Annotated in this window: 23 protein-coding genes, 1 tRNA gene and 1 pseudogene; 12 read left to right on the top strand and 13 right to left on the bottom strand. The window is 65.0% G+C overall.

The features are described from left to right. Positions 1–78 precede the first annotated feature (78 nt). From ACM42_RS31280 to ACM42_RS31265, 4 genes are read left to right on the top strand one after another with little or no spacing between them, the layout of a single operon-like run. Positions 79–681: a TRAP transporter small permease subunit gene (locus tag ACM42_RS31280; RefSeq protein ID WP_271531525.1), complete on the top strand. Its 603-nt coding sequence runs from the start codon at positions 79–81 to the stop codon at positions 679–681. Continuing rightward, positions 678–2,027 carry a TRAP transporter large permease gene (locus tag ACM42_RS31275; protein WP_271531523.1) on the top strand — a complete coding sequence of 450 codons (1,350 nt, stop codon included), beginning with the start codon at positions 678–680 and terminating at the stop codon, positions 2,025–2,027. The genes ACM42_RS31280 and ACM42_RS31275 overlap by 4 nt, the downstream gene beginning before the upstream one ends. A 31-nt stretch (positions 2,028–2,058) precedes the next feature. Further along, positions 2,059–3,459 (top strand): amidase, encoded by a 1,401-nt coding sequence (locus ACM42_RS31270; protein WP_271531521.1) that lies wholly within the window; start codon positions 2,059–2,061, stop codon positions 3,457–3,459. After that, a complete protein-coding gene (locus ACM42_RS31265; protein ID WP_155251853.1) occupies positions 3,456–3,629 on the top strand; it encodes a hypothetical protein in 174 nt (57 codons plus the stop codon). Before ACM42_RS31270 ends, ACM42_RS31265 begins: the two co-directional genes overlap by 4 nt. A 45-nt stretch (positions 3,630–3,674) precedes the next feature. On the opposite strand, the gene ACM42_RS31260 is transcribed toward ACM42_RS31265, so the two are convergent. The 6 genes from ACM42_RS31260 to ACM42_RS31235 form a co-directional block, all read right to left on the bottom strand. Next, on the bottom strand, positions 3,675–4,643 hold the full coding sequence (locus ACM42_RS31260; RefSeq protein ID WP_271531519.1) for an ABC transporter ATP-binding protein: 969 nt from the start codon (positions 4,641–4,643) through the stop codon (positions 3,675–3,677). Next, the gene (locus ACM42_RS31255) at positions 4,640–5,635 is read right to left on the bottom strand and encodes an ABC transporter ATP-binding protein (RefSeq protein WP_271531517.1); all 996 of its coding nucleotides are present in this window, start codon (positions 5,633–5,635) and stop codon (positions 4,640–4,642) included. The genes ACM42_RS31260 and ACM42_RS31255 overlap by 4 nt, the downstream gene beginning before the upstream one ends. Beyond that, the gene (locus tag ACM42_RS31250) at positions 5,635–6,552 is read right to left on the bottom strand and encodes an ABC transporter permease (protein ID WP_028178492.1); all 918 of its coding nucleotides are present in this window, start codon (positions 6,550–6,552) and stop codon (positions 5,635–5,637) included. Before ACM42_RS31250 ends, ACM42_RS31255 begins: the two co-directional genes overlap by 1 nt. Then, positions 6,518–7,477, bottom strand: coding sequence for an ABC transporter permease (locus tag ACM42_RS31245; protein ID WP_271531515.1), 960 nt, complete (start codon positions 7,475–7,477; stop codon positions 6,518–6,520). Before ACM42_RS31245 ends, ACM42_RS31250 begins: the two co-directional genes overlap by 35 nt. 29 nt (positions 7,478–7,506) lie before the next feature. Beyond that, complete coding sequence (locus ACM42_RS31240; protein ID WP_271531513.1) at positions 7,507–9,297, bottom strand: peptide ABC transporter substrate-binding protein; 1,791 nt, start codon at positions 9,295–9,297, stop codon at positions 7,507–7,509. A 261-nt stretch (positions 9,298–9,558) separates the two neighbouring features. Then, the gene (locus ACM42_RS31235) at positions 9,559–10,977 is read right to left on the bottom strand and encodes a M20 family metallopeptidase (RefSeq protein WP_271531511.1); all 1,419 of its coding nucleotides are present in this window, start codon (positions 10,975–10,977) and stop codon (positions 9,559–9,561) included. A gap of 278 nt (positions 10,978–11,255) precedes the next feature. On the opposite strand from ACM42_RS31235, the gene ACM42_RS31230 reads away from it, so the two are divergent. From ACM42_RS31230 to ACM42_RS31220, 3 genes are all read left to right on the top strand, one after another. Next, the gene (locus ACM42_RS31230) at positions 11,256–12,227 is read left to right on the top strand and encodes a S1C family serine protease (RefSeq protein ID WP_271531510.1); all 972 of its coding nucleotides are present in this window, start codon (positions 11,256–11,258) and stop codon (positions 12,225–12,227) included. Between the two features lie 27 nt (positions 12,228–12,254). After that, positions 12,255–13,325: a phospholipase gene (locus ACM42_RS31225; protein WP_271531508.1), complete on the top strand. Its 1,071-nt coding sequence runs from the start codon at positions 12,255–12,257 to the stop codon at positions 13,323–13,325. A gap of 81 nt (positions 13,326–13,406) precedes the next feature. Then, entirely contained in the window at positions 13,407–13,613 is a 207-nt protein-coding gene (locus ACM42_RS31220) for a hypothetical protein (protein WP_018316294.1), read from the top strand. A gap of 81 nt (positions 13,614–13,694) precedes the next feature. Here the strand turns inward: ACM42_RS31220 and ACM42_RS31215 are convergent, their stop codons facing one another. From ACM42_RS31215 to ACM42_RS31195, 5 genes and pseudogenes are all read right to left on the bottom strand, one after another. Further along, positions 13,695–14,351, bottom strand: coding sequence for a DsbA family protein (locus tag ACM42_RS31215; RefSeq protein WP_271531505.1), 657 nt, complete (start codon positions 14,349–14,351; stop codon positions 13,695–13,697). 87 nt (positions 14,352–14,438) lie between these two features. Further along, the gene (locus tag ACM42_RS31210) at positions 14,439–15,161 is read right to left on the bottom strand and encodes an LrgB family protein (protein WP_271531503.1); all 723 of its coding nucleotides are present in this window, start codon (positions 15,159–15,161) and stop codon (positions 14,439–14,441) included. Continuing rightward, a complete protein-coding gene (locus ACM42_RS31205) occupies positions 15,158–15,541 on the bottom strand; it encodes a CidA/LrgA family protein (protein WP_271531501.1) in 384 nt (127 codons plus the stop codon). The genes ACM42_RS31210 and ACM42_RS31205 overlap by 4 nt, the downstream gene beginning before the upstream one ends. Positions 15,542–15,575: 34 nt before the next feature. Then, positions 15,576–16,060 (bottom strand): annotated as a pseudogene (locus tag ACM42_RS31200) (PaaI family thioesterase). A 3-nt stretch (positions 16,061–16,063) separates the two neighbouring features. Continuing rightward, entirely contained in the window at positions 16,064–16,492 is a 429-nt protein-coding gene (locus ACM42_RS31195) for an acyl-CoA thioesterase (RefSeq protein WP_124161330.1), read from the bottom strand. Between the two features lie 107 nt (positions 16,493–16,599). Here ACM42_RS31195 and ACM42_RS31190 point away from each other — a divergent pair, with 107 nt between their 5' ends. Next, entirely contained in the window at positions 16,600–17,148 is a 549-nt protein-coding gene (locus ACM42_RS31190) for a TetR/AcrR family transcriptional regulator (protein ID WP_271531498.1), read from the top strand. 102 nt (positions 17,149–17,250) lie between these two features. Here ACM42_RS31190 and ACM42_RS31185 read toward each other — a convergent pair whose 3' ends face one another. Continuing rightward, positions 17,251–17,739, bottom strand: a complete 489-nt coding sequence (locus ACM42_RS31185; RefSeq protein ID WP_271531496.1) for a hypothetical protein — start codon at positions 17,737–17,739, stop codon at positions 17,251–17,253. Positions 17,740–17,939: 200 nt separating this feature from the next. Here ACM42_RS31185 and ACM42_RS31180 point away from each other — a divergent pair, with 200 nt between their 5' ends. After that, positions 17,940–18,242, top strand: a complete 303-nt coding sequence (locus ACM42_RS31180) for a PsiF family protein (protein WP_271531494.1) — start codon at positions 17,940–17,942, stop codon at positions 18,240–18,242. Positions 18,243–18,341: 99 nt separating this feature from the next. After that, positions 18,342–19,427, top strand: coding sequence for an AbrB family transcriptional regulator (locus ACM42_RS31175; RefSeq protein ID WP_271531492.1), 1,086 nt, complete (start codon positions 18,342–18,344; stop codon positions 19,425–19,427). A gap of 123 nt (positions 19,428–19,550) precedes the next feature. On the opposite strand, the gene ACM42_RS31170 is transcribed toward ACM42_RS31175, so the two are convergent. Beyond that, complete coding sequence (locus tag ACM42_RS31170; protein WP_271531490.1) at positions 19,551–20,093, bottom strand: disulfide bond formation protein B; 543 nt, start codon at positions 20,091–20,093, stop codon at positions 19,551–19,553. 155 nt (positions 20,094–20,248) lie between these two features. On the opposite strand from ACM42_RS31170, the gene ACM42_RS31165 reads away from it, so the two are divergent. After that, positions 20,249–20,333: transfer RNA gene (locus tag ACM42_RS31165), tRNA-Leu, on the top strand. A 171-nt stretch (positions 20,334–20,504) separates the two neighbouring features. After that, positions 20,505–20,807, top strand: a complete 303-nt coding sequence (locus tag ACM42_RS31160) for a hypothetical protein (protein ID WP_271531488.1) — start codon at positions 20,505–20,507, stop codon at positions 20,805–20,807. Positions 20,808–21,208 lie beyond the last annotated feature (401 nt).

Raw genomic sequence — 21,208 nt, 5'->3', positions numbered from 1 at the left:
GGGCGGCGCAATTGAAGCGCCGCCCGCGAGTTGGGAGGGGGACATCCGGATGTACTGCTCGCAGCGAGTTCAGCTCGCATGACGAAATTCCTGTTCTTCATCGATGAGCTCAGCACGTGGGTCGGCAAGGCGTTCGCCTGGCTGATTCTCGTCCTGACCCTGGGTGTCAGCTACGAGGTGTTCGTGCGCTACGTGCTGCGTGCGCCGACCACCTGGGCTTTCGACATCAGCTACATCACCTATGGCGCGATGTTCCTGATGGCCGGCGCGTATACGCTCTCGCGCAACGGCCATGTGCGCGCCGACGTGGTCTACCGCCTCTGGTCGCCGCGCACCCAGGCGACGATGGACCTCGTCCTGTATATCCTGTTCTTCCTGCCGGCGATCGCCGCGCTGATGTATTCGGGCTGGAACTACGCCCAGATGTCGGTGCGCTTCCGCGAAGTCAGTATCTTCAGTCCGGCCGGCGTGCCGGTGTTTCCGCTGAAGGCGCTGATCCCGCTCACCGGTTTCCTTCTGTTTCTGCAAGGGTTCGCTGAAATCATTCGCTGTGTGCTGTGCATCCGCACCGGCCGATGGCCGCAACGACTGCACGACGTGGAAGAGACCGAGAGCCTCATCATCCGCGAACATCAGCAGCACGCGGCTGAGCCGCAGAGCGAGAAGGGACCAGGCGCATGACCGATCCTCAACTCGGCATGCTGATGCTGGGCCTCTTCATCTTCATCATCATGCTCGGCTTCCCGATCGCGTTCACGCTGATGGCGATGGGCGTCTCGTTCGGCTACTATGCCTACTACACCCCCGGTCAGGACTTCTTCCAGAACCGCGTCTTCACGCTTCTGGTGCAGAAGACGTTCGAGGTGACATCCAGCGATGTGCTGGTTGCGGTTCCGCTGTTCCTGTTCATGGGCTATTTGATCGAACGCGCAAACATTCTCGACCGGCTGTTCTACTCGCTGCAATTGTCGATGAAGAACGTGCCGGGCGCGCTGGCGGTGGCAACGCTGATCACCTGCGCGATGTTCGCGACCGCGACCGGCATCGTCGGCGCGGTTGTCACGCTGATGGGCCTGCTGGCCTTGCCGGCGATGCTGCGCGCCGGTTACGACGTCAAGCTGTCGGCAGGCGTCGTCTGCGCCGGCGGCTGCCTCGGCATCCTGATTCCGCCGAGCATTCTGCTGATCGTCTATGCGGCAACCGCCGGCGTTTCGGCGGTCAAGCTTTATGCGGCCGCTTTCTTTCCGGGGTTCCTGTTGGCCGGCCTCTACGTCCTCTATGCGATGGCGCGCGCGATCATCAATCCCGCGCTGGCGCCGAAGCTGCCGCCCGAGCAGACCAACGTGCCGCTCAGCACGGTAATCTGGGCGCTCGCCACATCGTTCCTGCCGCTGGCGTTGCTGATCGTTTCGGTGCTCGGCGCGATCCTGTTCGGCCTGGCGACGCCATCCGAGGCGGCCGCGGTGGGTGCCCTCATGAGCATCGTTCTGGCCGCCGCCTATCGTTCGCTCAACTTCACGATGATGCGCGAATCGGTCTATCTGACCGTGCGTGCCACCGCGATGGTCTGTTACCTGTTCATCGGGTCGTGGACGTTCTCCGCGGTGTTTGCCGTCCTCGGCGGACAGACGGTGGTCGAGCAGTTCTTCGCCGCGATGAACCTGTCGCCGATCGGGTTCCTGCTGTTGACCCAGGTGATCATCTTCCTGCTCGGCTGGCCGCTGGAATGGACCGAGATCATCATCATCTTCGTGCCGATCTTCCTGCCGCTGCTGCCCCAATACGGCATCGATCCGATCTTCTTCGGCATCCTGGTGGCACTGAACACGCAGACGGCGTTCAACACGCCGCCGGTCGCGATGGCGGCCTTCTATCTGAAGGGCGTCGCGCCGCCTCAAGTGAAGCTGACCGACATCTTCTCCGGCGCGCTTCCCTTTGTCGGTCTGGTCTTCCTCACCATGGCACTGGTCTACATCTTCCCGGGGATCGCATTGTGGTTGCCCACCTATCTCTATGGATCGCGATGAGCGCGCCCGGCAAACCGCCGAAAGGCTGCGCATGAGTCTCAACGCGCTCGGCCTCATGGAAGCTGCGGCCGGCATCCGCGACGGCCGGCTCAGTTCGGCGGAGCTCGTCGGCGACTGCCTCAAGCGCGTCGATGAGATCGATCGCGATATCCATGCGTGGGCGTTTCTCGATCGCGACCACGCGATGCGGCAGGCCGAGGCTGCTGACGATCGTCGTAAGCAGGGCAAGGCTGTCGGCCCGCTGCATGGCGTGCCCGTCGGCATCAAGGATATATTCGACACCGGCGACATGCCGACGGAATTCGGATCAGACCTGTGGGCCGGACGCACGCCGCGGCGCGATGCGGCGGCCGTGGCGCGTCTGCGGGCGTCCGGCGCCGTGATCCTCGGCAAGACGGTGACCACCGAGTACGCGTACTACAATCCGGGCAAGACCCGAAATCCGCACAACCCAGATCACACGCCCGGCGGATCGTCCTCGGGCTCCGCCGCGGCCGTCGCGGCGCTGATGGTGCCAGGTGCCGTCGGCTCGCAAACCAACGGCTCGGTGATTCGTCCCGCCGCCTTCTGCGGCGTGGTCGGTTTCAAGCCTTCGCATGGCCTCATTCCGCGCAGCGGCGCGCTCGAACTGTCGCGCACACTCGATCATGTCGGCGTGTTCGGGCGCAGCGTGGAGGACGTGGCCCTGCTGGCCGAGGTCATGGTCGACTTCGACCGGGAGGATCTGGACACGCGGCCTGTTGCGCGCCCGCCATTCTCTGCGGTAGCGGCGAGCGAGCCGCCGTTGCCGCCGCGATTTGCCTTCGTGCGCTCTCCGGTCTGGGATCAGGCCGAGCCAGTGACGCGTAAGGCCTTTGCTGAGCTTGTCGAGGCTTTGGGCGAGGCGTGCAGCGAAGTCGAGCTTGGGCCGAGCTTCGATAGAGCCGTCGATATGCACCGTATCATCATGGAAGTTGATATGGCGCACAATCTGCGGCGCGACTACCAGCGAGGCGGCGACAAGCTGAGCACGCGTCTACGCCAGGCGATCGAGCGCGGCCGCGCACATCTTGCGGTGGATTACTGCGGCGCTCTGGCCGGGATTGCGCCGCTCAACCAGGCTCTGGACCATATTTTCGACGAATACGACGCCGTCTTGACGCCTGCGGCGCCGGGTGCCGCGCCCGGCATTGAAACGACCGGCAACCCGGTTTTCTGCACGCTCTGGACCTATCTCGGCGTGCCCGCCATCAGCCTGCCGTTGATGCGTTCCGAAGCCGGCCTTCCGCTGGGCGTCCAGCTCGTCGGCCGCCGCGGCAACGATGCCCGCCTCTTGCGCACGGCGCACTGGCTCGTCAGGAATATCGGGCGCACTCGTGGCAGCGCTCGGCGCAACGTCCCGAGCGCTGGGTCGAACTCGGCTCCCGGCGCGGAGAAAAGGAAAGTGCGATGACCAATCTGATCACCGGGCTCATCGGCCTCGCGCTGATGATGACATTCCTTGGAATCCTGGTGGTCTGGATCAAGGCCATCCCGCTCATCGTCATTGTGGTTGGCGTGGTGATCCTGGCGGTGGTCGATTTCGTCCATTCACTGCGGACGCCGAACGGCACGCTTCGCTGAGTGCCAGCGCAAAATCGTCCTCGCATGGCATGTCGCGCCGCACCATCACACCAGATGGCACGCCACGAAGTGGCCGTTCGCCCCCTCCTTCAGCGCCGGAGCGCTTTCCGCGCAGCGCGGCTGGGCGATCGGGCAGCGGGTGTGGAAGTGACAGCCGGAGGGCGGCTTCATCGGGCTTGGCACGTCGCCCTTGAGGCGGATGCGCTCGCGCTTGAGCTTGGGGTCGGGCACCGGCACCGCCGACAACAGCGCCCTGGTGTAGGGATGCTGCGGGTTGCGGTAGAGGTCGCTCGCCTTCGCCAGTTCGACGATGCGGCCGAGATACATCACCGCGACGCGATCGGAGATGTGCTCGACCACCGAGAGATCGTGCGCGACGAAGAGATAGGTCAGGTTCAACTCGGCCTGGAGATCTTCCAGGAGGTTGATCACCTGGGCCTGGATCGACACGTCGAGCGCGGACACCGGCTCGTCGCAGACGATCAGCTTCGGCTCGACCGCGAGCGCGCGCGCGATCACGATGCGCTGGCGCTGACCGCCGGAGAATTCGTGCGGATAGCGCCGCATGTGCTCGGCCTTGAGCCCGACCTTGACCAACAGGCTCGCGACGCGCTCCTCGCGCTCCTTGGCGGAGGTCGCGAGATTGTGGATGGTGAAGGCCTCGCCGAGGATGGCGCCGACCGTCATGCGCGGATTGAGCGAAGCGAAGGGGTCCTGGAACACCAGCTGCATGTTCCGCCGCATCGCGCGCAGATCGTTGCCGCCGAGCTTGCGCACGTCCTGGCCGTCGAAGGTGACCTCGCCGTCGGTCGGCTCGATCAGGCGCAGCACGCAACGCCCCGTCGTCGACTTGCCGCAACCGGATTCGCCGACGAGACCGAGCGTCTCGCCGCGATTGACCGAGAACGACACGCCGTCGACAGCATAGACGGTGCCGACCTGGCGCGACAGCAAGCCGCCGAGCACGGGGAAGTGTTTCTTCAGGCCGCTGACGCGCAGCAACGGTTCGCTCATGCCGCGCCTCCCAGGCTGGTATCTCCCAAGTGACAGGCCATGCGATGGCCGGGCGCGACCTCGCGCAGCAGCGGTTCCTTCTCGCTGCAGACGTTCATCGCGAACTTGCAGCGCGGGGCAAAACGGCAGCCGACCGGCGGATTGATCAGGATTGGTACCGAGCCGCCGATCGCCTCCAGCCGCGTCTTGTGCTCGCTGTCGAGGTCGATGCGCGGGATCGAGCGGATCAACCCTTGCGTATAGGGATGGCGGGGATCGCCGAAGAGCTCGTCGACGGCCGCCTCCTCCACCACCTTGCCGGCATACATCACGACGACGCGCTGCGCCGTCTCGGCGACGACGCCCATGGCATGGGTGATCAACATCACCGCCATGCCGAAGCGTTCCTTCATGTCCTGCAAGAGGTCGAGGATCTGCGCCTGGATGGTGACGTCGAGCGCGGTGGTCGGCTCGTCGGCGATGATCAGCTTCGGCTTGCAGGCGAGCGCCATCGCGATCATCACGCGCTGCCGCATGCCGCCGGAGAACTGGTGCGGATAATTGTGCACGCGGCCTTCGGCGTTGGGAATCTGCACCAGCTTCAGCATCTCGATGGTGCGTTCCAGGGCCTGTTTTCTCGTCACCGCCTCGTGGCGGCGCAGGCTCTCGGCGATCTGCTCGCCGATGGTGAGCACCGGATTGAGCGAGGTCATCGGCTCCTGGAAGATGAAGCCGATCTCCTTGGCGCGGATCTCGTCGAGCTGATTGCTGGTCAGCGGCACGAGATCGCGACCCTCGAAAATGATCTGGCCCGCCGCGATCCGGCCCGGCGGCATCGCGATCAGCTTCAGGATCGACATTGCGGTGACGGTCTTGCCGCAGCCGGACTCGCCGACGACGCAGAGCGTCTCCCCCCTGTTGATGGAGATGTCGACGCCGTCGACGGCCTGGAGGATGCCGTCGTCGGTTGAAAAGTGGGTTTTCAGGCCCTTGATCTCGAGCAGCGGTGCCATCAGATCACCCGTCGCGCATCGAGCGCGTCACGCAGGCCGTCGCCGATGAAGTTGATGGCGACCACCGCGATGAAGATCGCGCCGCCCGGAAACAGCGCCCAGTGCGGGCCGATATCGAGGAAATCCTTGGCATCGTACAGCAGTCGGCCCCAGGTCGGGGTGTCAGGCGGGAAGCCCAGGCCGAGGAAGGACAGCGTCGATTCCGCGATGATGGCGGCCGCAACGTCGATGGTGCCGGCGATGATCACCGGACCGAGCGCATTTGGCAGGATGTGCTTGACCACCTGCCGCAGCGGACTTGCACCGAGCGCACGTGCAGCCTCCACGAATTCCTTTTCGCGGATCGACAGGAATTGCGCGCGCACCAGGCGCGCGACCGGCATCCAGCGGAGCCCCCCGATCACCAGCACGATCAGGATGAAGATGCCGCCCTCGGGGCCGAACACCTGCTTCAGCCCATCGCGGAAGAGATAGATCAGCAGCAAGAGCAGCGGCAGTTGCGGCAGCGACAGGAACAGATCCGTGAGCCACATCAGGCCATGGCCGAGCGCGCCGCGCGACATGCCGGCCAGCGCGCCGATCAGCACGCCGATAAAGACCGAGACCAGCATCGCGGCAAGGCCGACGGCGAGCGAGATGCGCCCGCCATAGATCATGCGGGCGAGGATGTCCTGCCCGAGATCGTCGGTGCCGAACGGATGGGCCAGCGACGGCCCCTGCATACCCGCCACAATGTCGATCTCGTCGATCTTGACCCGCCAGACGAACGGACCGAGCACCACCGCCAGGACAAGAACCAGGAGCAGGAACGCGCTGACAACGGCAAGCTTGTGGCGGCTGTAGCGCCGCCACGTCTCGCGCCAGGGCGAGTAGACCCGCCGCTCAGCGGAGGGAGATGCGAGGGTCAAGCCAGCCATAGAGGACGTCCGCGATGAGATTGAACAGCACGACCAGGCACGCGAAGACGAAGGTGACGGCCATCACCACCGGCGTGTCGTTGGAAAGGATGGAGGAGATCAGCAGCGAGCCGATGCCGGGAATGCGGAATATCTGCTCGGTGACGATGGCGCCGCCGAACACCGCGGGCATCTGCAACGCAATCAGCGTCACGACCGGGATCATGGCGTTGCGCATCACGTGCTTGACGATGACCGTGGCCTGGCCAAGCCCCTTGGCACGCGCCGTGGTCACGTAATCGAGCCGGATCACGTCGAGCATCGCCGAACGGACAAAGCGCGTCATTGACGCCGCCTGGAACAGACCGAGCACCGCCACCGGCATGATCGCCTGCCTGATCATCTCCAGCACCCAGCGGATGCCGGTTGCCTTGATGTCGGTCGTATAGACGAAAGGCAGCCAGTCCAGCGTGACCGAAAAGATCAGGATGAACAGAATGCCGGTGAAGAAGGTCGGCAGCGAGAAGCCGACGAAGGCGAGCGTATTCGCGATCTGGTCGAACAGCGAATACGGCTTGGTCGCGGCATAGACCCCGACGGGGATCGCGATCAAGAGCGCCAGGATCTGCGCCGAGCCGATCACGTAGAGCGTGGCCGGCAGGCGCTGGAGGATCAACTGGTCGACGTCCATCCGGCTCACGAAGGAGAAGCCCCAGTCGCCGTGCAGCATGGCGTTGAGCCAGTGCAGGTAACGAAGGTAGATCGGATCGTCGAGGCCGAACTTGGCCCGAAGCGCGGCCTGCACTTCGGGGGGCACGTTCGGGTTGGTCGCCAGTTCAGAGAACGGATCGCCGGGAGCGAGCGCAAGCACGACGAACAGCACGACCGAGATTCCGAGCAAGCTCGGAATCGCGATCAGGAGGCGACGCAGGACGTATTGACTCATGAGGGAAGGCCCCGTCTAGAGCTGGGGGATCATTCCTCGCGGTACCAGTCGAACAGGTTGTCGGTCTCGTTGGCCCACCCCGAGATCACCGGACGCAGCGAGTTCGACGCCGCTTCCACCTTGAGCCGGTGCTGCGCCGGAATGAACACGGTCTCCTGGAACAGGATGTCGTTGGCCTTGATGTAGAGCGCCACACGCTTCACCGGATCCATCTCGCCGTCCGCGGCATCGATCGCCGCGTCATAGTCCTTGTTGACAAAGCGCGGGAAGTTCGTGCCCTGCCACTTGTTTTCCTTCGTCGCGACGTTGCTCGAATGGTAACGGCGCATGTGCTGGGCCGGATCCGGCTGGCTCATCGGGATCTGGAACATCTCGATGTCGGCGTAGAACTTCGCATAAGTGTCGGGATTGGCGACGTCGGACGAGAAGAACACCGAGGCCACGACCGACTTCAGTTCGACATCGATGCCGGCCTTCTGGCAGGCCTGCTTGACGATCGCCTGCGTCTTCTGGCGCGGACCGTTGATCGAGGTCTGATAGAGCAGCTTCAGCTTCTTGCCGTCCTTCTCGCGGATGCCGTCCGCACCCGGCTTCCAGCCGGCATCGTCCAGAATCTTCGAGGCCTTCTCGACGCTGAACTCCCACGAGGTGTTCTTGGAGACGAACTTTTCGGGTCCGTTGAGGAAGTTCGCGGTGGTGCGGCCGGCGCGGCCGTAGATCGCCTTCTTGATCGAATCACGATCGACCAGCAGCGACAGCGCCTTGCGCACGGCGGGGTCGGAGAACAGCGGATGCTTGGTCTTCATCGAGGAGCGCTCGCCATCGACCTCGGTGTTGGGATCGGTGAAGTTGAGCGCGATGAACTCGGTGTCGCCGCCGACGGCGTAGATGGTCTTGCCCTTGCCGCCCTTCTCCAGGCGCAACAGCACGTCGTCCTCGACCTGGATGTTCCAGCCGAAATCGTATTCGCCGGTCTGGATCACCGCACGTGCGGCCGAGACCGCGTCGCCGCCGCCCTTCATCTCGAGCGTGTCGAAATAGGGCCGGTTCGGCATGTGATAGTCTTTGTTGATCTCGCCACGGATCAGATCGCCGGGCTTGAACTCAAGGAACTTGTAAGGGCCGGTGCCGACCGGCGCGAGGTTGTTCGGTGCTTCGCGGGACTTGGATCCCTTGTACTCGGCGAACAGGTGCCTGGGCAGAATTTGTCCGGTTGCACCGACGAAGGCGTCCGCCCAGAACGGCGTCGGCTTCTTGAAGGTGATGCGGACCGTCAGGTCATCTACCTTCTCGACCGTGATGTCGCGGTAGGTCGCTACGGTGATCGCGGCCGTCGCCGGATCGCTGATGTACTGCCAGGTGAAGACGACGTCGTCGGCCGAGAACGGCTTGCCGTCATGCCACTTCACGCCGGGCTTCAGCTTCCACGTCACCGACTTGCCGTCGGCGGCTAGCAGGCCGTTCTGGGTCGAGGGAATTTCGGACGCCAGCACCAGCTTCATGTTGCCGTCCGGATCCCAGCAGGCGAGCGGTTCATAGAACAGGCGCGAGCCGTCCTGGTCCTTGGTGCCGGTGGCGAAATGCGGATTGAGCAAGGTCGGGCCCTGCCACCACAACAGCTTCAGCGCACCGCCGCCGCCGCGTTTGGTAGGCTTGTAGGTGGACGCGCCCTGGGCCATGGCGACACCGCCGAGCGCGAGGATCTGGTTGGCCAGCGGTGCGGTCAGGCCAACGGCGGCCATGCGCTGGATGAAGGCGCGGCGGTTCATCCGCCCGTCCTTCACCTGGCCGATCATCGAACGCAGTTCTTTATCCAGCATGGTTGTCCCCCCGTCTGGTTCCGACATGGATGCAGGCGGCCGCAGGAGGCGACCGCCGGGTTTGGCTGGCGGTAGATGGCACACCGAATGGGGTGCACGTCAACTGGGACCGTGTGTATGCAAACGGTCTTCTGGCTGTCGGTTGGGCAAAATTGCGTTCCGCAGCCCATCCGTTCGGCAATCCAGCGTCAAAACGTGCTGGATTGCGCGCTGCAGTGCGGAAAATTTGTTCGCTGCATCCGACGAAGTATCGAGGTGAAATTACCCGACGGACATGTCGAGCGGCGGCGCGACGTGATCCGGCAGCGGACAGACGTAAGGTGTCTTGGCCGTCCGCTTTTGAAGGTCCGCCTTGGCAGCCTTGATCAGCTCCGGTTCCATCAGCGCCTTGATGCCGAGGCCGGCCATCGCCTTGGCCGCCTGCACCATGGCCTTGTGGGCATGCGGGCTCTTGCCCTGCGCCACCACCTGCCAGGTGTGGAAGGGCGTGCCAATCGCAACCGTGGGTGCGTGCACCTGCGCGGTCGGCACCACCCAGCTCACGTCACCGACATCGGTCGAGCCGACCAGCGGGTTGCGCTTGGCATCGAGCGGCACCAGGAAGTCGGCCAGCGGCCGATCGGTCGGCTCCATGCCGATCGCGTAATAGACGGACGCGACGTCCTTGTCGGTGAGCGTCGCACGGATCTGGCTGGCAAAGCTCTTGTCCGCGTCGTCGAAGTGCGGCGGTCCGAGTTCTTCCATCACCTGGTGCAGCGCCTGTTCCAGCGGCGCATTCGGCAGGATGTTGGAGACCGCGGAGATGATCTTCATCTCGACTTTGGTCTCGGTCATCAACGCGGCGCCCTGCGCGATCTTGGACACGCGCTCGACCAGCTCGTTCATGCCGGGAAGGTCACGGGCGCGAATCGAATAACGCACGCGCGCATGCGCCTGCACCACATTCGGCGCGATGCCGCCGGTATCGAGCAAAGCGTAGTGCACGCGGGCATCGCTCGGCATGTGCTCACGCATGTAGTTCACGCCGACATTCATCAATTCCACCGCGTCGAGCGCCGAGCGGCCGAGATGCGGCGAGGCGGCCGCATGCGAGGTACGGCCGGTGAAAATGAAATCCGCGCGCGTGTTGGCGAGCGACGGCGTCACCGCGACTTCCCAGAAGCTGTGCGGATGCCAGGTGATGGCGATGTCGGCGTCCTCGAACGCGCCGGAGCGCACCATGAAGGCCTTTGCCGCGCCGCCTTCTTCGGCGGGGCAGCCGTAATAGCGCACGCGGCCCGGCACCTTGTTCTCGGCCAGCCAGTCCTTCACCGCGGTCGCGGCGAGCAGTGCGGCGGAACCGAGCAGATTGTGACCGCAACCATGGCCATGGCCGCCGGTCTCGATCGGACGATGCTCGGCGACACCCGCCTCCTGGCTGAGGCCCGGCAGCGCGTCGTATTCACCCATGAAGGCGATGACAGGACCGCCCTCGCCCCACTCGCCCATCACCGCAGTCGGGATGCCGGCGACGTTCTCGGTGATCCGGAATCCCTGATGGCGCAGCTCGGCGAGATGCTCGGCGGCGGACCGCGCCTCGGTGTAGCAGACCTCAGGCATGCCCCAGACCCTGTCGCTGAGGTCGATGAAACGTGCCTTGATCGTATCGATGCCACGCCAGATGTCGCTGCGGTTGTCCATGCTTGTCGTCCGTGATCCCAAGGTCAAACGAAGCGGCAATGGTTAGCAGCTTCGCTATGCGGCGCCTAGCATTCCGCCGGACAGCAGCCATGCGGCCATGCCGGATCGCACGGACGCCCAACCCGCGAGGTATCTCTCGCGCCTTTCGAAGATTTCACGCGGCGTTCTCCGGAATAGTTGGCAACGAGGCTTTCAAGACGGCCTGCTCCGGCCTAAATTATGCTTGCTCGTCGTTCCGCTAGCCATGCCGGAGCGATGCTCTCAGCCAGGAGAACTCCATGCCCGCTCTGACCGAATGGAGAGTGCCGCCGGCGAACCAGCCGCGGGCGAGCGACTACGGCTTCGATCTCGATCGCGCCCTCGCGTCCATCGTCGGCCTGCACGCCATCGTCCCGCCGGACGCTTTCAGCGCGGAGACGCTGGGCACCGAGCGCGCCGGCAACGGCGTCGTGATCGACGACGGGCTGGTGCTCACGATAGGTTATCTCATCACTGAGGCAGAGACGGTTTGGCTGCACCGCGCCGATGGACGCGTGGTGGAGGGTCATGCGCTCGGCTTCGATTCCGAGACCGGGTTCGGGCTGGTGCAGGCGCTCGGCCAGCTCGACGTCGCGCCGCTATCGCTCGGCTCGTCGGCGGCAACCCGGATCGGCGATCGCGTCGTGGTCGGCGGCGCCGGCGGGCGCACGCGCTCGGTCGCAAGCCAAATCGTGGCCAAGCAGGAATTCGCCGGCTACTGGGAATATCTGCTGGATGAGGCCATCTTCACCTGTCCCGCACATCCGAACTGGGGCGGCACGGCCCTTCTCAACGAACGTGGCGAGTTGATCGGCATCGGCTCGCTCCAGCTCGAGCGGGAACGTGACGGCAAGGCCGAGCACGTCAATATGATCGTGCCGATCGACCTCTTGAAGCCGATCCTCGAGGACTTGCGCAAATTCGGCCGCGTCAACAGGCCGGCGCGGCCCTGGCTCGGGCTCTTCTCGACCGAGATCGACAACCGCGTGGTGGTGATCGGGATCTCCAACAACGGCCCGGCCGCCCGCGCCGAGCTCAAGACCGGCGATGTCATCCTCGCCGTGGACGGCGAGAAGGTCACGAGCCAGACCGCGTTCTACAGAAAGATGTGGACGCTCGGCGCCGCCGGCGTCGACGTGCCGCTCACCGTGCATCATGAAGGCGTCACCTTCGACGTCACGGTGACGTCGACCGATCGCTTCAAGCTCCTGAAGGCGCCGAAGCTGCACTGACCCCAAGGCTTGAGGAAGAAGCGGGCGATGACCGAGGCCGTGGTGGACGACATCGTTGCCGTGCTGCCACCACTGCTCAATGCGCTGGAAGCGCTCGGCTTCTTCCAGCGGCATTTGCACCCGCCGGCCTTCGCCTCGGTGATGAACGCAATCGGCACACCGGACGAGGCGCTGCAAGCAGCACGAGCGGCGATCGGCGACTGGCCTGAACAGTTCGCCGGCTTGCGCGAGCGGCTCGATCGCGCCTGCGACGAGGCCCTCGCCGCCTTTGCCGGCATCCGCGAGGTCGAGCGTGGCAATGGCGACCTCGTCGCGGTGTTCCGGGCCCTGCGCCATGTCCCGCGCGCGCAGGAAGCGCTCTATCCGCTGGCGGTGCAGTTCCCGCCCGTGAGCGGCTTCTTTCTCAACGCCGCCAATCGCGAGAATCACGATCTGCTGTCGCGACTGGAAGCCGGCGCAGGCGAACACACCAGCGTCTTCCACGATCACAACGAACCCGGTAGCCGCGGCGGCTTCTCGGTCTATGTCCCGGAATACTACACGCCCGATCGCGCCATGCCGCTGGTGATGGCGCTGCATGGCGGCAGCGGCAACGGGCGCGGTTTTCTGTGGAGCTGGCTGCGCGACGCGCGCAGTCTTGGCGCGGTCCTTGTGGCACCGACCGCGACCGGCCCGACCTGGGCGCTGATGGGCGACGACACCGACACGCCGAACCTCATGCGCATCCTCGAGACGGTGCGCGGACGCTGGAGCATCGACCCCTCGCGCATGCTTCTGACCGGCATGAGCGACGGCGGCACCTTCTGCTACGTCACCGGGCTCGACGGCGCCTCGCCCTTCACCCACCTTGCGCCTGTTGCGGCGACCTTTCATCCGCTGATGGCGGAAATGGCGGATGCAAGGCGCCTGCAAGGTCTGCCGGTCTTCATCACTCACGGCAAGCTCGACTGGATGTTTCCGGTGCAGACCGCACGGCAGACGCAGGCGGCGCTCTCCGCCGCCGGCGCCAATGTCACCTATCGCGAGATCGACGACCTCAGCCACACCTATCCGCGCGAGATCAATGCGGAATTGCTGCAGTGGCTGAATGGAGAATGAACGACCTCTCCTTAGATGCGCCGCATGGCCGGGGAACCATCGCTCCGGGCGCACGTTATCGCCCGTCATCGGAGGTTCGCCATGCAGACTTTTTTCGGAATGATCCTGGGCGCACTGCTGCTTGCGGGCGGCGTTTATGTCTATGATTCCATGCAGACGTCGTCGGTCGCCAATGGCGAGGTCGCAACCACCAATCGCACCATCGTGAACTGGGATGTCGCCAAGGCCGATTGGGACGCACTGCGCGACCGCGCGCACAAGGACTGGGTCCGGATCTCGTCGAAGTAATATCGCCCCGACCACGTGAATGAGGCGCCGTCGCGAACTCCGCGGCGGCGCCTTTGTGTTGACTGCGATCGACGAAACGCGTCAGTTCATCTTGGCCTTGCGGGCGTCGGCGATGACCTGCTCGAACTCGGCCATGCTGAGCACGCCGGGTACGCGGTACTTGCCGACGATGAATGACGGGGTGCCACGGAAACCGAAAGCTTCAGCCTGCTCGTTGTTGCGCTTGAGGATGGCGTCGATGTCCTTGGCATGGCCGGTGAGATCGCGCTTCAACCGGTCCATGTCGACGCCGGCGGCCGCGAGCAGCTCGTTGATGCGCGGCTCGGTCAGGCGCGAGCTGACGCCCATCATGGCGTCATGGGCCTGATGGTACTTGTCCTGGAATTTCGCCGCTAGCGCAGTCCGCGCCGCCGTGACCGAAACCGGCCCGAGGATCGGCCAGTCCTTCATCACCAGCCGCACCTTCCCATCGTCCTGGACGACCTGGCGCAGCTCGGGCTCGAGCTTGCGGCAATAGGGACAATTGTAGTCGGACCATTCGACGATCGTGATGTTGCCGTCGGGATTGCCTGCGACGGGCGTGTCGGGATCGCGCAGCACCTTGGCTTCGGTCAGCACCTCGTCCCCGCCCGTCGCCGCGCGCGCCGAAGTGACCTCACCCATCGCGAGCGCACCTGCCCCGATCAGCGCCAACGCCGCGCGCCGCGTCGCAAGGCCATTGTTCACAAATCCAGTCATATTTCGTCCCGTTCCGGCCCCATCTACGTACATACGCCGGGGGATCGGCGGTTGTTACGGATCATATAGAGTGTTGCGACGGTCATGTCATCGCACCAGTAGTGTGACCGCCAGAGGGACCAGGAACGAGGTCACCAGGGCGTTCAGGCTCATGGCGATGCCGGAAAAGACGCCGGCAATCTCGTCGACCTGGAACGCGCGCGCGGTGCCGATGCCGTGTGCGGCAAGGCCGGCGGCAAAGCCGCGAGCCCGGTAGTCGGTGACGCCGGTGCGGTTCATCAGCGGCGTCACGATGATGGCGCCCATGATGCCGGTGAGGATGACAGCGACCGCCGCGAGTGAAGGATCGGCATGCAGGGATTCGGCGATGCCCATGGCAACGCCGGCGGTGACTGATTTCGGCGCCAGCGACAGCACCACGTCGCGCGGCAGGCCGGCAAGCTCGGCCAGCAGCACGACCGACACTACCGCGGTGACCGAGCCCGCGACCAGCGCCACCAGCATCGGAACGATCGATGAGACGACGCGCCTGCGGTTCTCGTAGAGCGGGACCGCGAGCGCGACTGTCGCCGGCCCCAGCAGGAAGTGCACGAACTGTGCGCCGGCGAAGTAGGTCGTGTAGGAGGTGCCGGTCAACAGCAGGAACGCGCCGATGATCCACATCGCATGCAGCACGGGATTGGCCAGCGGATGACGCCGCGTCGCCAGCGAGACCGCGTCCGTCGTTGCATAGACCAGCAGCGTCACGGTCAGCCAGAGCAGCGGCGATTGCGAGAGATAGACCCAGAGCGAGAACGGATTGTCCTTCATCGCGCGTCCTGTTGCTTCAGCAGGCGGCTGACGAGGCGAAAGGTCAGCACGGTCGCGAGCAGCGTGACGACCACGGACAGCGCGAGCACGAGGACGATGGCGATGCCGTGAGACGCGAGCAGATCGAGCTCCTGCACGACGCCGACGCCGGCCGGTACGAATAGTAACGAGAGATGGGCCAGCAGGCCCTTGCTCGCCGTCTCGACACCGTCATTGCGCAGCGGCCCGTGCGCGAGCAGCGCAAAGCGGTCGCGGGCGAGCAGCAGGACCAGAAGCAGCAGCAGACCGAGCACGGGTCCCGGCAACGGCAGGCCGAGACCGCGCACGACGGCTTCGCCGATCAATTGGCAGAGCAGGATGAGGCCGAGACTTGCAAGCATGGCCATCGCATCAAGGGATGCGCTGGCATGCTTGTCAATCGCCGCCATGCGCAGACGTGCGCGGCACGTCCGAGGCCGCAATGCGGGGCAGCATCGCCATCAAGGTCCCGGTCATGGTCGCGATCAGCGTGGTCTTGCCGTCATGCTCGGCAAACGCCTTGGCCTCGCAGAAAGTCAGCGTGCGGCCGGGCTTGACGACTTCGGCCCTGAAGACGAAGAGCTCGCCCCGGGCCGGCGCAAGCAACGTGGTCTTGAACTCGACGGTGAGGATGTCGGCCTCACGCGGCATCAGGGTGAAGGCGGCGACGCCGCAGGCATTGTCCAGGCCAGCCGTGATGATACCGGCGTGGACAAAGCCGTTCTGCTGCGCAAAAGCGGACGCATACGGCATCGCCAGTTCGACCTGGCCCGGCCCCAGAGAGACGATCGATATGCCCAGCGTGCGCATGGCTGGCTGGGCGGCGAACATCGCGGTCGCGGCCGTGCGGTCTCGGGGTTTCTCGGCTCGAATGTGGCCATCGCTCATGCCTCCGCCGGCTCGGAAAGGTGCTTCACGGCGATCTCCCGGATCGCATCGGCGAATGGTGCGGACTTCCGCAATTGACGGTCCATGTGCACGCCGGTGATCTCGCACGTCGCTGCGAGTTCGCCGGTCTCCGCATTCGTCATGTCGTGCCGGAAGCGGATCGACTTGTCGCGAAGCTCGAGCAGATGGCTGCGGATCTCGACGATGTCGCCGGCCAGCAGCTCGCGCCGGTAGGCGATATTCTGCTGCACGGCGGCCATGCCGCGACCGGAGCTGCGCAGATAGCTCGGCGTCAGGCCCAGGCGGGCGAACAGATTCCAGTTGGCTTCGTCGAACTTGCCGACATACCACATGATGTTCATGTGGCCGACGTGATCGCATTGCCACGGATAGACCGTGCCGCGATAGGTCGCCTCCTGCTCCATCGCACTTCCTCCCGCAATTTCGTCTTTGATCGTTGATACGGTAGCGTATCAAACCCGTGTCGCGTTAGCAATACGGTACCGTATCAAGAGCCGGTGGGGTTTCCTTCATGAGTGACGGCAAGGGCGATGTCTGGGTCGAGGCAGGGTTTGCCGAGCTCGCCCGCGCGGGGGTCGAGGGCGTGCGGGTCGAGGTGCTCGCCAAGAATCTTGGCGTCACCAAGGGCGGCTTCTACCGCCGCTTTGCCGACCGCGCCGCGCTGCTCGATGCCATGCTGGAAGGCTGGCGCGAGGGACGCGTCGCCGCAATCGCGCAGCAGACGAGTCTCGACGGGCAAGAGCCCCGCGAACGGTTGAGAGCGGTGATCCAGCTCTATTCCGAGCGCCTCAATCCGGAGGGCATGGCGATCGAGCTCGCGATCCGGCAATGGGCCCGCTCGGACGCGAACGCCGCGGCGGCGGTGGCGAGCGTCGACGCGGCGCGGCTCAAGCACGTCAGCGAACTCTATCGCGCGACCGGCCTTGCGGCCGAGGAGGCCGAGGCGCAGGCCTTCCTGTTCTACTGCTTCATCTTCGGCCAGAGCTTGTTGTTCGTCGAGAGCGGTCCGCGGAAGCGGTCGCAGCTCGTGGCGAGGTCGGCCGAGAAGCTGCTCGACTGAGCATAATCCGGAAAAGTGTGCAGCGGTTTTCCGGAAGATTGTGCTCGAACAATTCAAGCAAATGGCCGGAGCGCTGCTCCGGCCATCGTCTCGATTCGAAGCTCAGGCGGCGCCCTTCAGCTTCTTGGTGCATTCGCTGTAATAGCCGCCGCCCTTCTGGATCCACTTCAAGCCGCCATTGCCGTTGGTGGCCTTGTTGGCATTGTACTGGTCGACGCAGGTGTGCAGCCGCGCCTTGCCGGGGGTCTCCTTGGCATATTTCGGATCGACAGCGTTCGGATAGACCGCCGGTCCGGCCGGCAGGGCCGGCGCGGCGGCGGGTGCCGCCTCCTTCGCCGCCTGCTTCGGCTCAGCAGGAGCCGCGGCAGCCGGAGCAGCTGCCGCCGGTGCAGCGGCGGGCTTCGCATCGGCACCGCACTGGGCCTTGCGGAAGTCATTCCACTTCATGGTCCCGAGCGAGCCGTCCTTCTTGGCGGCCTGATATTTCGCGCTGCACTCCTGCGCGGTCAGTGCCTGCGCCGGCGCGCTCGCCAGCAATGCCGCAACACCGGACGCTGCAATCGCGCACAACAATCTTGTCTGAATGATCATCCCTGGGTCTCCTGCTTGGTCTTCCCCGACGGAAGTGAAACGAGGATTGCTATCCTAGCGTGTCGGCCGCTTGCGACAAGGATGCGATGGCGATCGCCGGCAAAATATAGTGATCCCATCGCTCAGCTCATTCATGTCGCGTTCAGCAATGCAGGCCGACGTTCCAGCCCTTCGCCATTCTCCCAAGCAGAGTGCAACACATGACCTTCACGTCTCGCCTCGCCGCCGTCGCCCTCGCCTCCCTGCTCGTCACCGGCACCGCCTTTGCACAGACCGCAGCGCCGGCTGCCAAGACCGAAACAAAGACCGATGCCGCTGCCACCGCCGACAAGAAGGCGCCGAAGGAGCGTTCGGCCGAGTCGCTCGAATGCTCCAGGCAGGCGGACGCCAAGGGATTGAAAGGCAAGGAGCGCAAGAAGTTTCGCCGTGAGTGCAAGAAGGAAGCGAGGGCCGGCACCGTGGCTCCCGCCGCGCCCACCGCCCCCGCCGCAGACAAGAAATAAGTCCGTCACGATCCTCCGCGAGCATCCGCGAGAGGCGCGCGCATTGCGGCATGACGAGCCTGCAATTGTGCGCCTCCCGCCGATTTGCGATAAGGTGGCGTGAAGCAGATCACCGCCTCCCTGACGTTCGAATGGCCGAGCCGTGCCAGCATATTGAGCACGGTGGAGACGCTCGTCATCGGCACCGCCGGCGGCCTCGTGTTTCTCGTCGCGAACCTTCCCGGCGGGCTGATCTCGGGCTCGATGATCGCGGTCGGGATCGCCGCGATCGCCGGCCGCCAGCTGACGCTGCCGCCGATCCTGACCCAGACCGTGCTGGTGCTGCTCGGCATCTCGCTGGGCTCGGTCGTCTCGCGCCATTTGCTTCAGCAGGTCGGCGCCTATCCCCTCACCATCGGGCTGCTCGCGCTCGCCACCTTCTGCTCGACGTTCGGCTCGAGCTACTATCTCCAGCGGATCCATGGCTGGGACCGCACCTCGGCTTTCCTGGCCGGCAGTCCCGGCGCGCTGTCGCAGATCACCATCCTGGCGGTCGAGCGCGGCGCCGACCTGCCGGGCATTGCGGTGGTGCAGACCATGCGCGTCATCATCCTGACCGCCGCGCTGCCGATGGTGCTGGCGATTGCGGGCGTGGCGTCCTCTGCTGCGCCGTCGCTGACGACGACGATCGCCTCGCCGCTGGACCTCCTCGAGCTGGCCGCGGCCTCGCTGGCCGCTGCGCTCGTCTTGCGGCTGATCAGGTTTCCGGCGAGCTGGATGTTCGGCGCGATGATCGCCTCCAGCGTGCTGCACGGTGCCGGATGGGTCGAGGGCGGCCTGCCGGACTGGGTCCGCGGCGTGGCGCTGGTCGGGATCGGCGCGCTGATCGGCAGCCGTTTCGCGCGGATGCGGATCAAGACGCTCGCCGGCCACCTCAGCGCGGCACTGGGCTCGTTTGCGGTGGCCATCGCCGTCTCCGCCATCTTCGTCGGGATCGTGGCGGTGACCACGCAGGTGAAATTCTCCGACGTCGTCGTCGCCTTCGCGCCGGGCGCGATGGATGCGATGCTGGCGCTGGCGCTGACATTGCACATCGACCCGATCTTCGTCGGCGCCCATCACTTGTCGCGTTTCGTCTTCGTGACGATCGCGACGCCGGGCATCGTGCACCTGTTCGGGCGCACGCAGGACGACGTGGACGATTGATTGCTCTCCTCAGCCTGAGGAGCGAGCTCCTGTAGGGTGGGCAAAGCGAAGCGTGCCCACCAACGACTGATGCGAACATCGATAAATGGTGGGCACAGCGCGCCTTTGCCCACCCTGCCGCAGCTATGTCCGCCTCGTCGTCCGTACCAATCCCCACGCCGCGATCGCGGCCATCAGCAGCGAGATCAGCACGTTGTAGCCGGCGAGCGAAAGGCCGAGGAAGCGCCACTGCACCTCGTCGCAGCGCACCACCTTGACGGTGTCGAGCTTCGACAGCAGATCAGCGGCGCTGCCGAGATTGACGACGGGCCCGGAGCAATCGGTCGGCCCTTTCCAGAAACCCCATTCGACGCCGGCGTGATAGGTGCCGAGGCCGGCATTGGCGAGCGTCGCCAGCGCGAGGATCGCGAGCCCCGCCAGCAGCAGCGGCCGCGGCGCGCCGTTCCTCGTCGCCAGCGCCGTCAGCGCACCGAGCGGGATCGCGAGGTAATAGGCGTAGCGCTGCTCCAGGCAGAGCGGACAGGGCAGGATCTCCAGCACGAGCTGGAAGAACCAGGCGCCGGCGATCGTGACTGCGGCGATCAGCGTGACCAGCAGCGAGGCGGTCAGCGCGGGGCCCGCACTGGCCTGCTTGAACGCTGGTATGGCGGCACTCTGGGTCGTCACGGCAGCCTCTTTCCGGTGGTCGCACCCTCAAGCCTCTAGCCCCGGCCCATGCGGCTGTCGAGAACGGCCGGGATCACTTTGGCGCGGGTTGACCCCGTCTTGTCCATGGCTATAGTCCGCCGGCTTCGCGACGCCCCCTTTAGGGCCGACCGGGGGCCCCTGTGGCGGAACTGGTAGACGCGCTCGACTCAAAATCGAGTTCCGCAAGGAGTGCTGGTTCGATTCCGGCCAGGGGCACCACGCTTCGCCCTTCGGGCTTCGCGTGGCGCAGCCATGCTAGACCGAAGGGCGAAGCGTGTCCGTCCGGCGAAGCCACTTGGCGAAGACGGACTGGCGACAATCCCTCCCTAGCCATCTCCCCATCCCCCCTGTATAAACCGTCAGCTTCTTCCGTCACTCGAAGGAGCTCACATGAACGACCTGCACGCGTGGCTTTCGCAGCAACACCACGGCTTGCGGACCTTCCAGACCTTTCAGCAAAAGCTCGAGACGCTCGGCCGGGACGATCCCGCCCAGCGCGGACTATGCCGTCTGTTGAGCGGCCTTGTCGGCACCTATGTCGAGGCCTTTGACGAGGCCCCGCTGCCGGTCGACGTCGCCGATCGCGCTTACCGACGCCTGCTGACACTGCTCGACAGCCTCGATCCGCACGGAAACGCCGACCGCCGCCTCGCCGACATCAACCGCGTGGCGACCTGCGAGTTGTGGCGGTGATCGGCAGGACGAGCTGGCACAGCTCTATTTTCAAGCAACAAGACACGCCAGTACAGCCTCGCGACGCATGACGCCCGAGCCTTGTGCTTCTCTCGACGCCCCTTCGTTGGAAAGGGCGCAGGGAAGACCAGGCGCCGGCTGGCACCCGCGGTCCGCTGTGCGCAAATTGCGCGAAGACAGATGCACAGCGGCATACAGGGCAGCCTGGACATCCCGGCCTTCCCTGCGCAGTGGTTTGACGGCTTATGGCGCGCTCTCCCCGGGGAGCGATGCACTATTGCCCCCGTCGCCTTGCGGATGACTGATGCGCGAGCCCGGTCGGGCCGCCACATCACCGCAAGCCTTGACGCACAGACCCCGGGCGTCAGGACCACACGCTTTTGCCGTACGCTGGAATCGCA

The sequence above is a fragment of the Bradyrhizobium sp. CCBAU 25338 genome, from assembly GCF_028128965.1.
GTDB classification, from domain to species: domain Bacteria; phylum Pseudomonadota; class Alphaproteobacteria; order Rhizobiales; family Xanthobacteraceae; genus Bradyrhizobium; species Bradyrhizobium liaoningense.
Note: the sequence above shows the minus strand (reverse complement) of the source record. Positions and strands in the feature narration are given on the sequence as shown.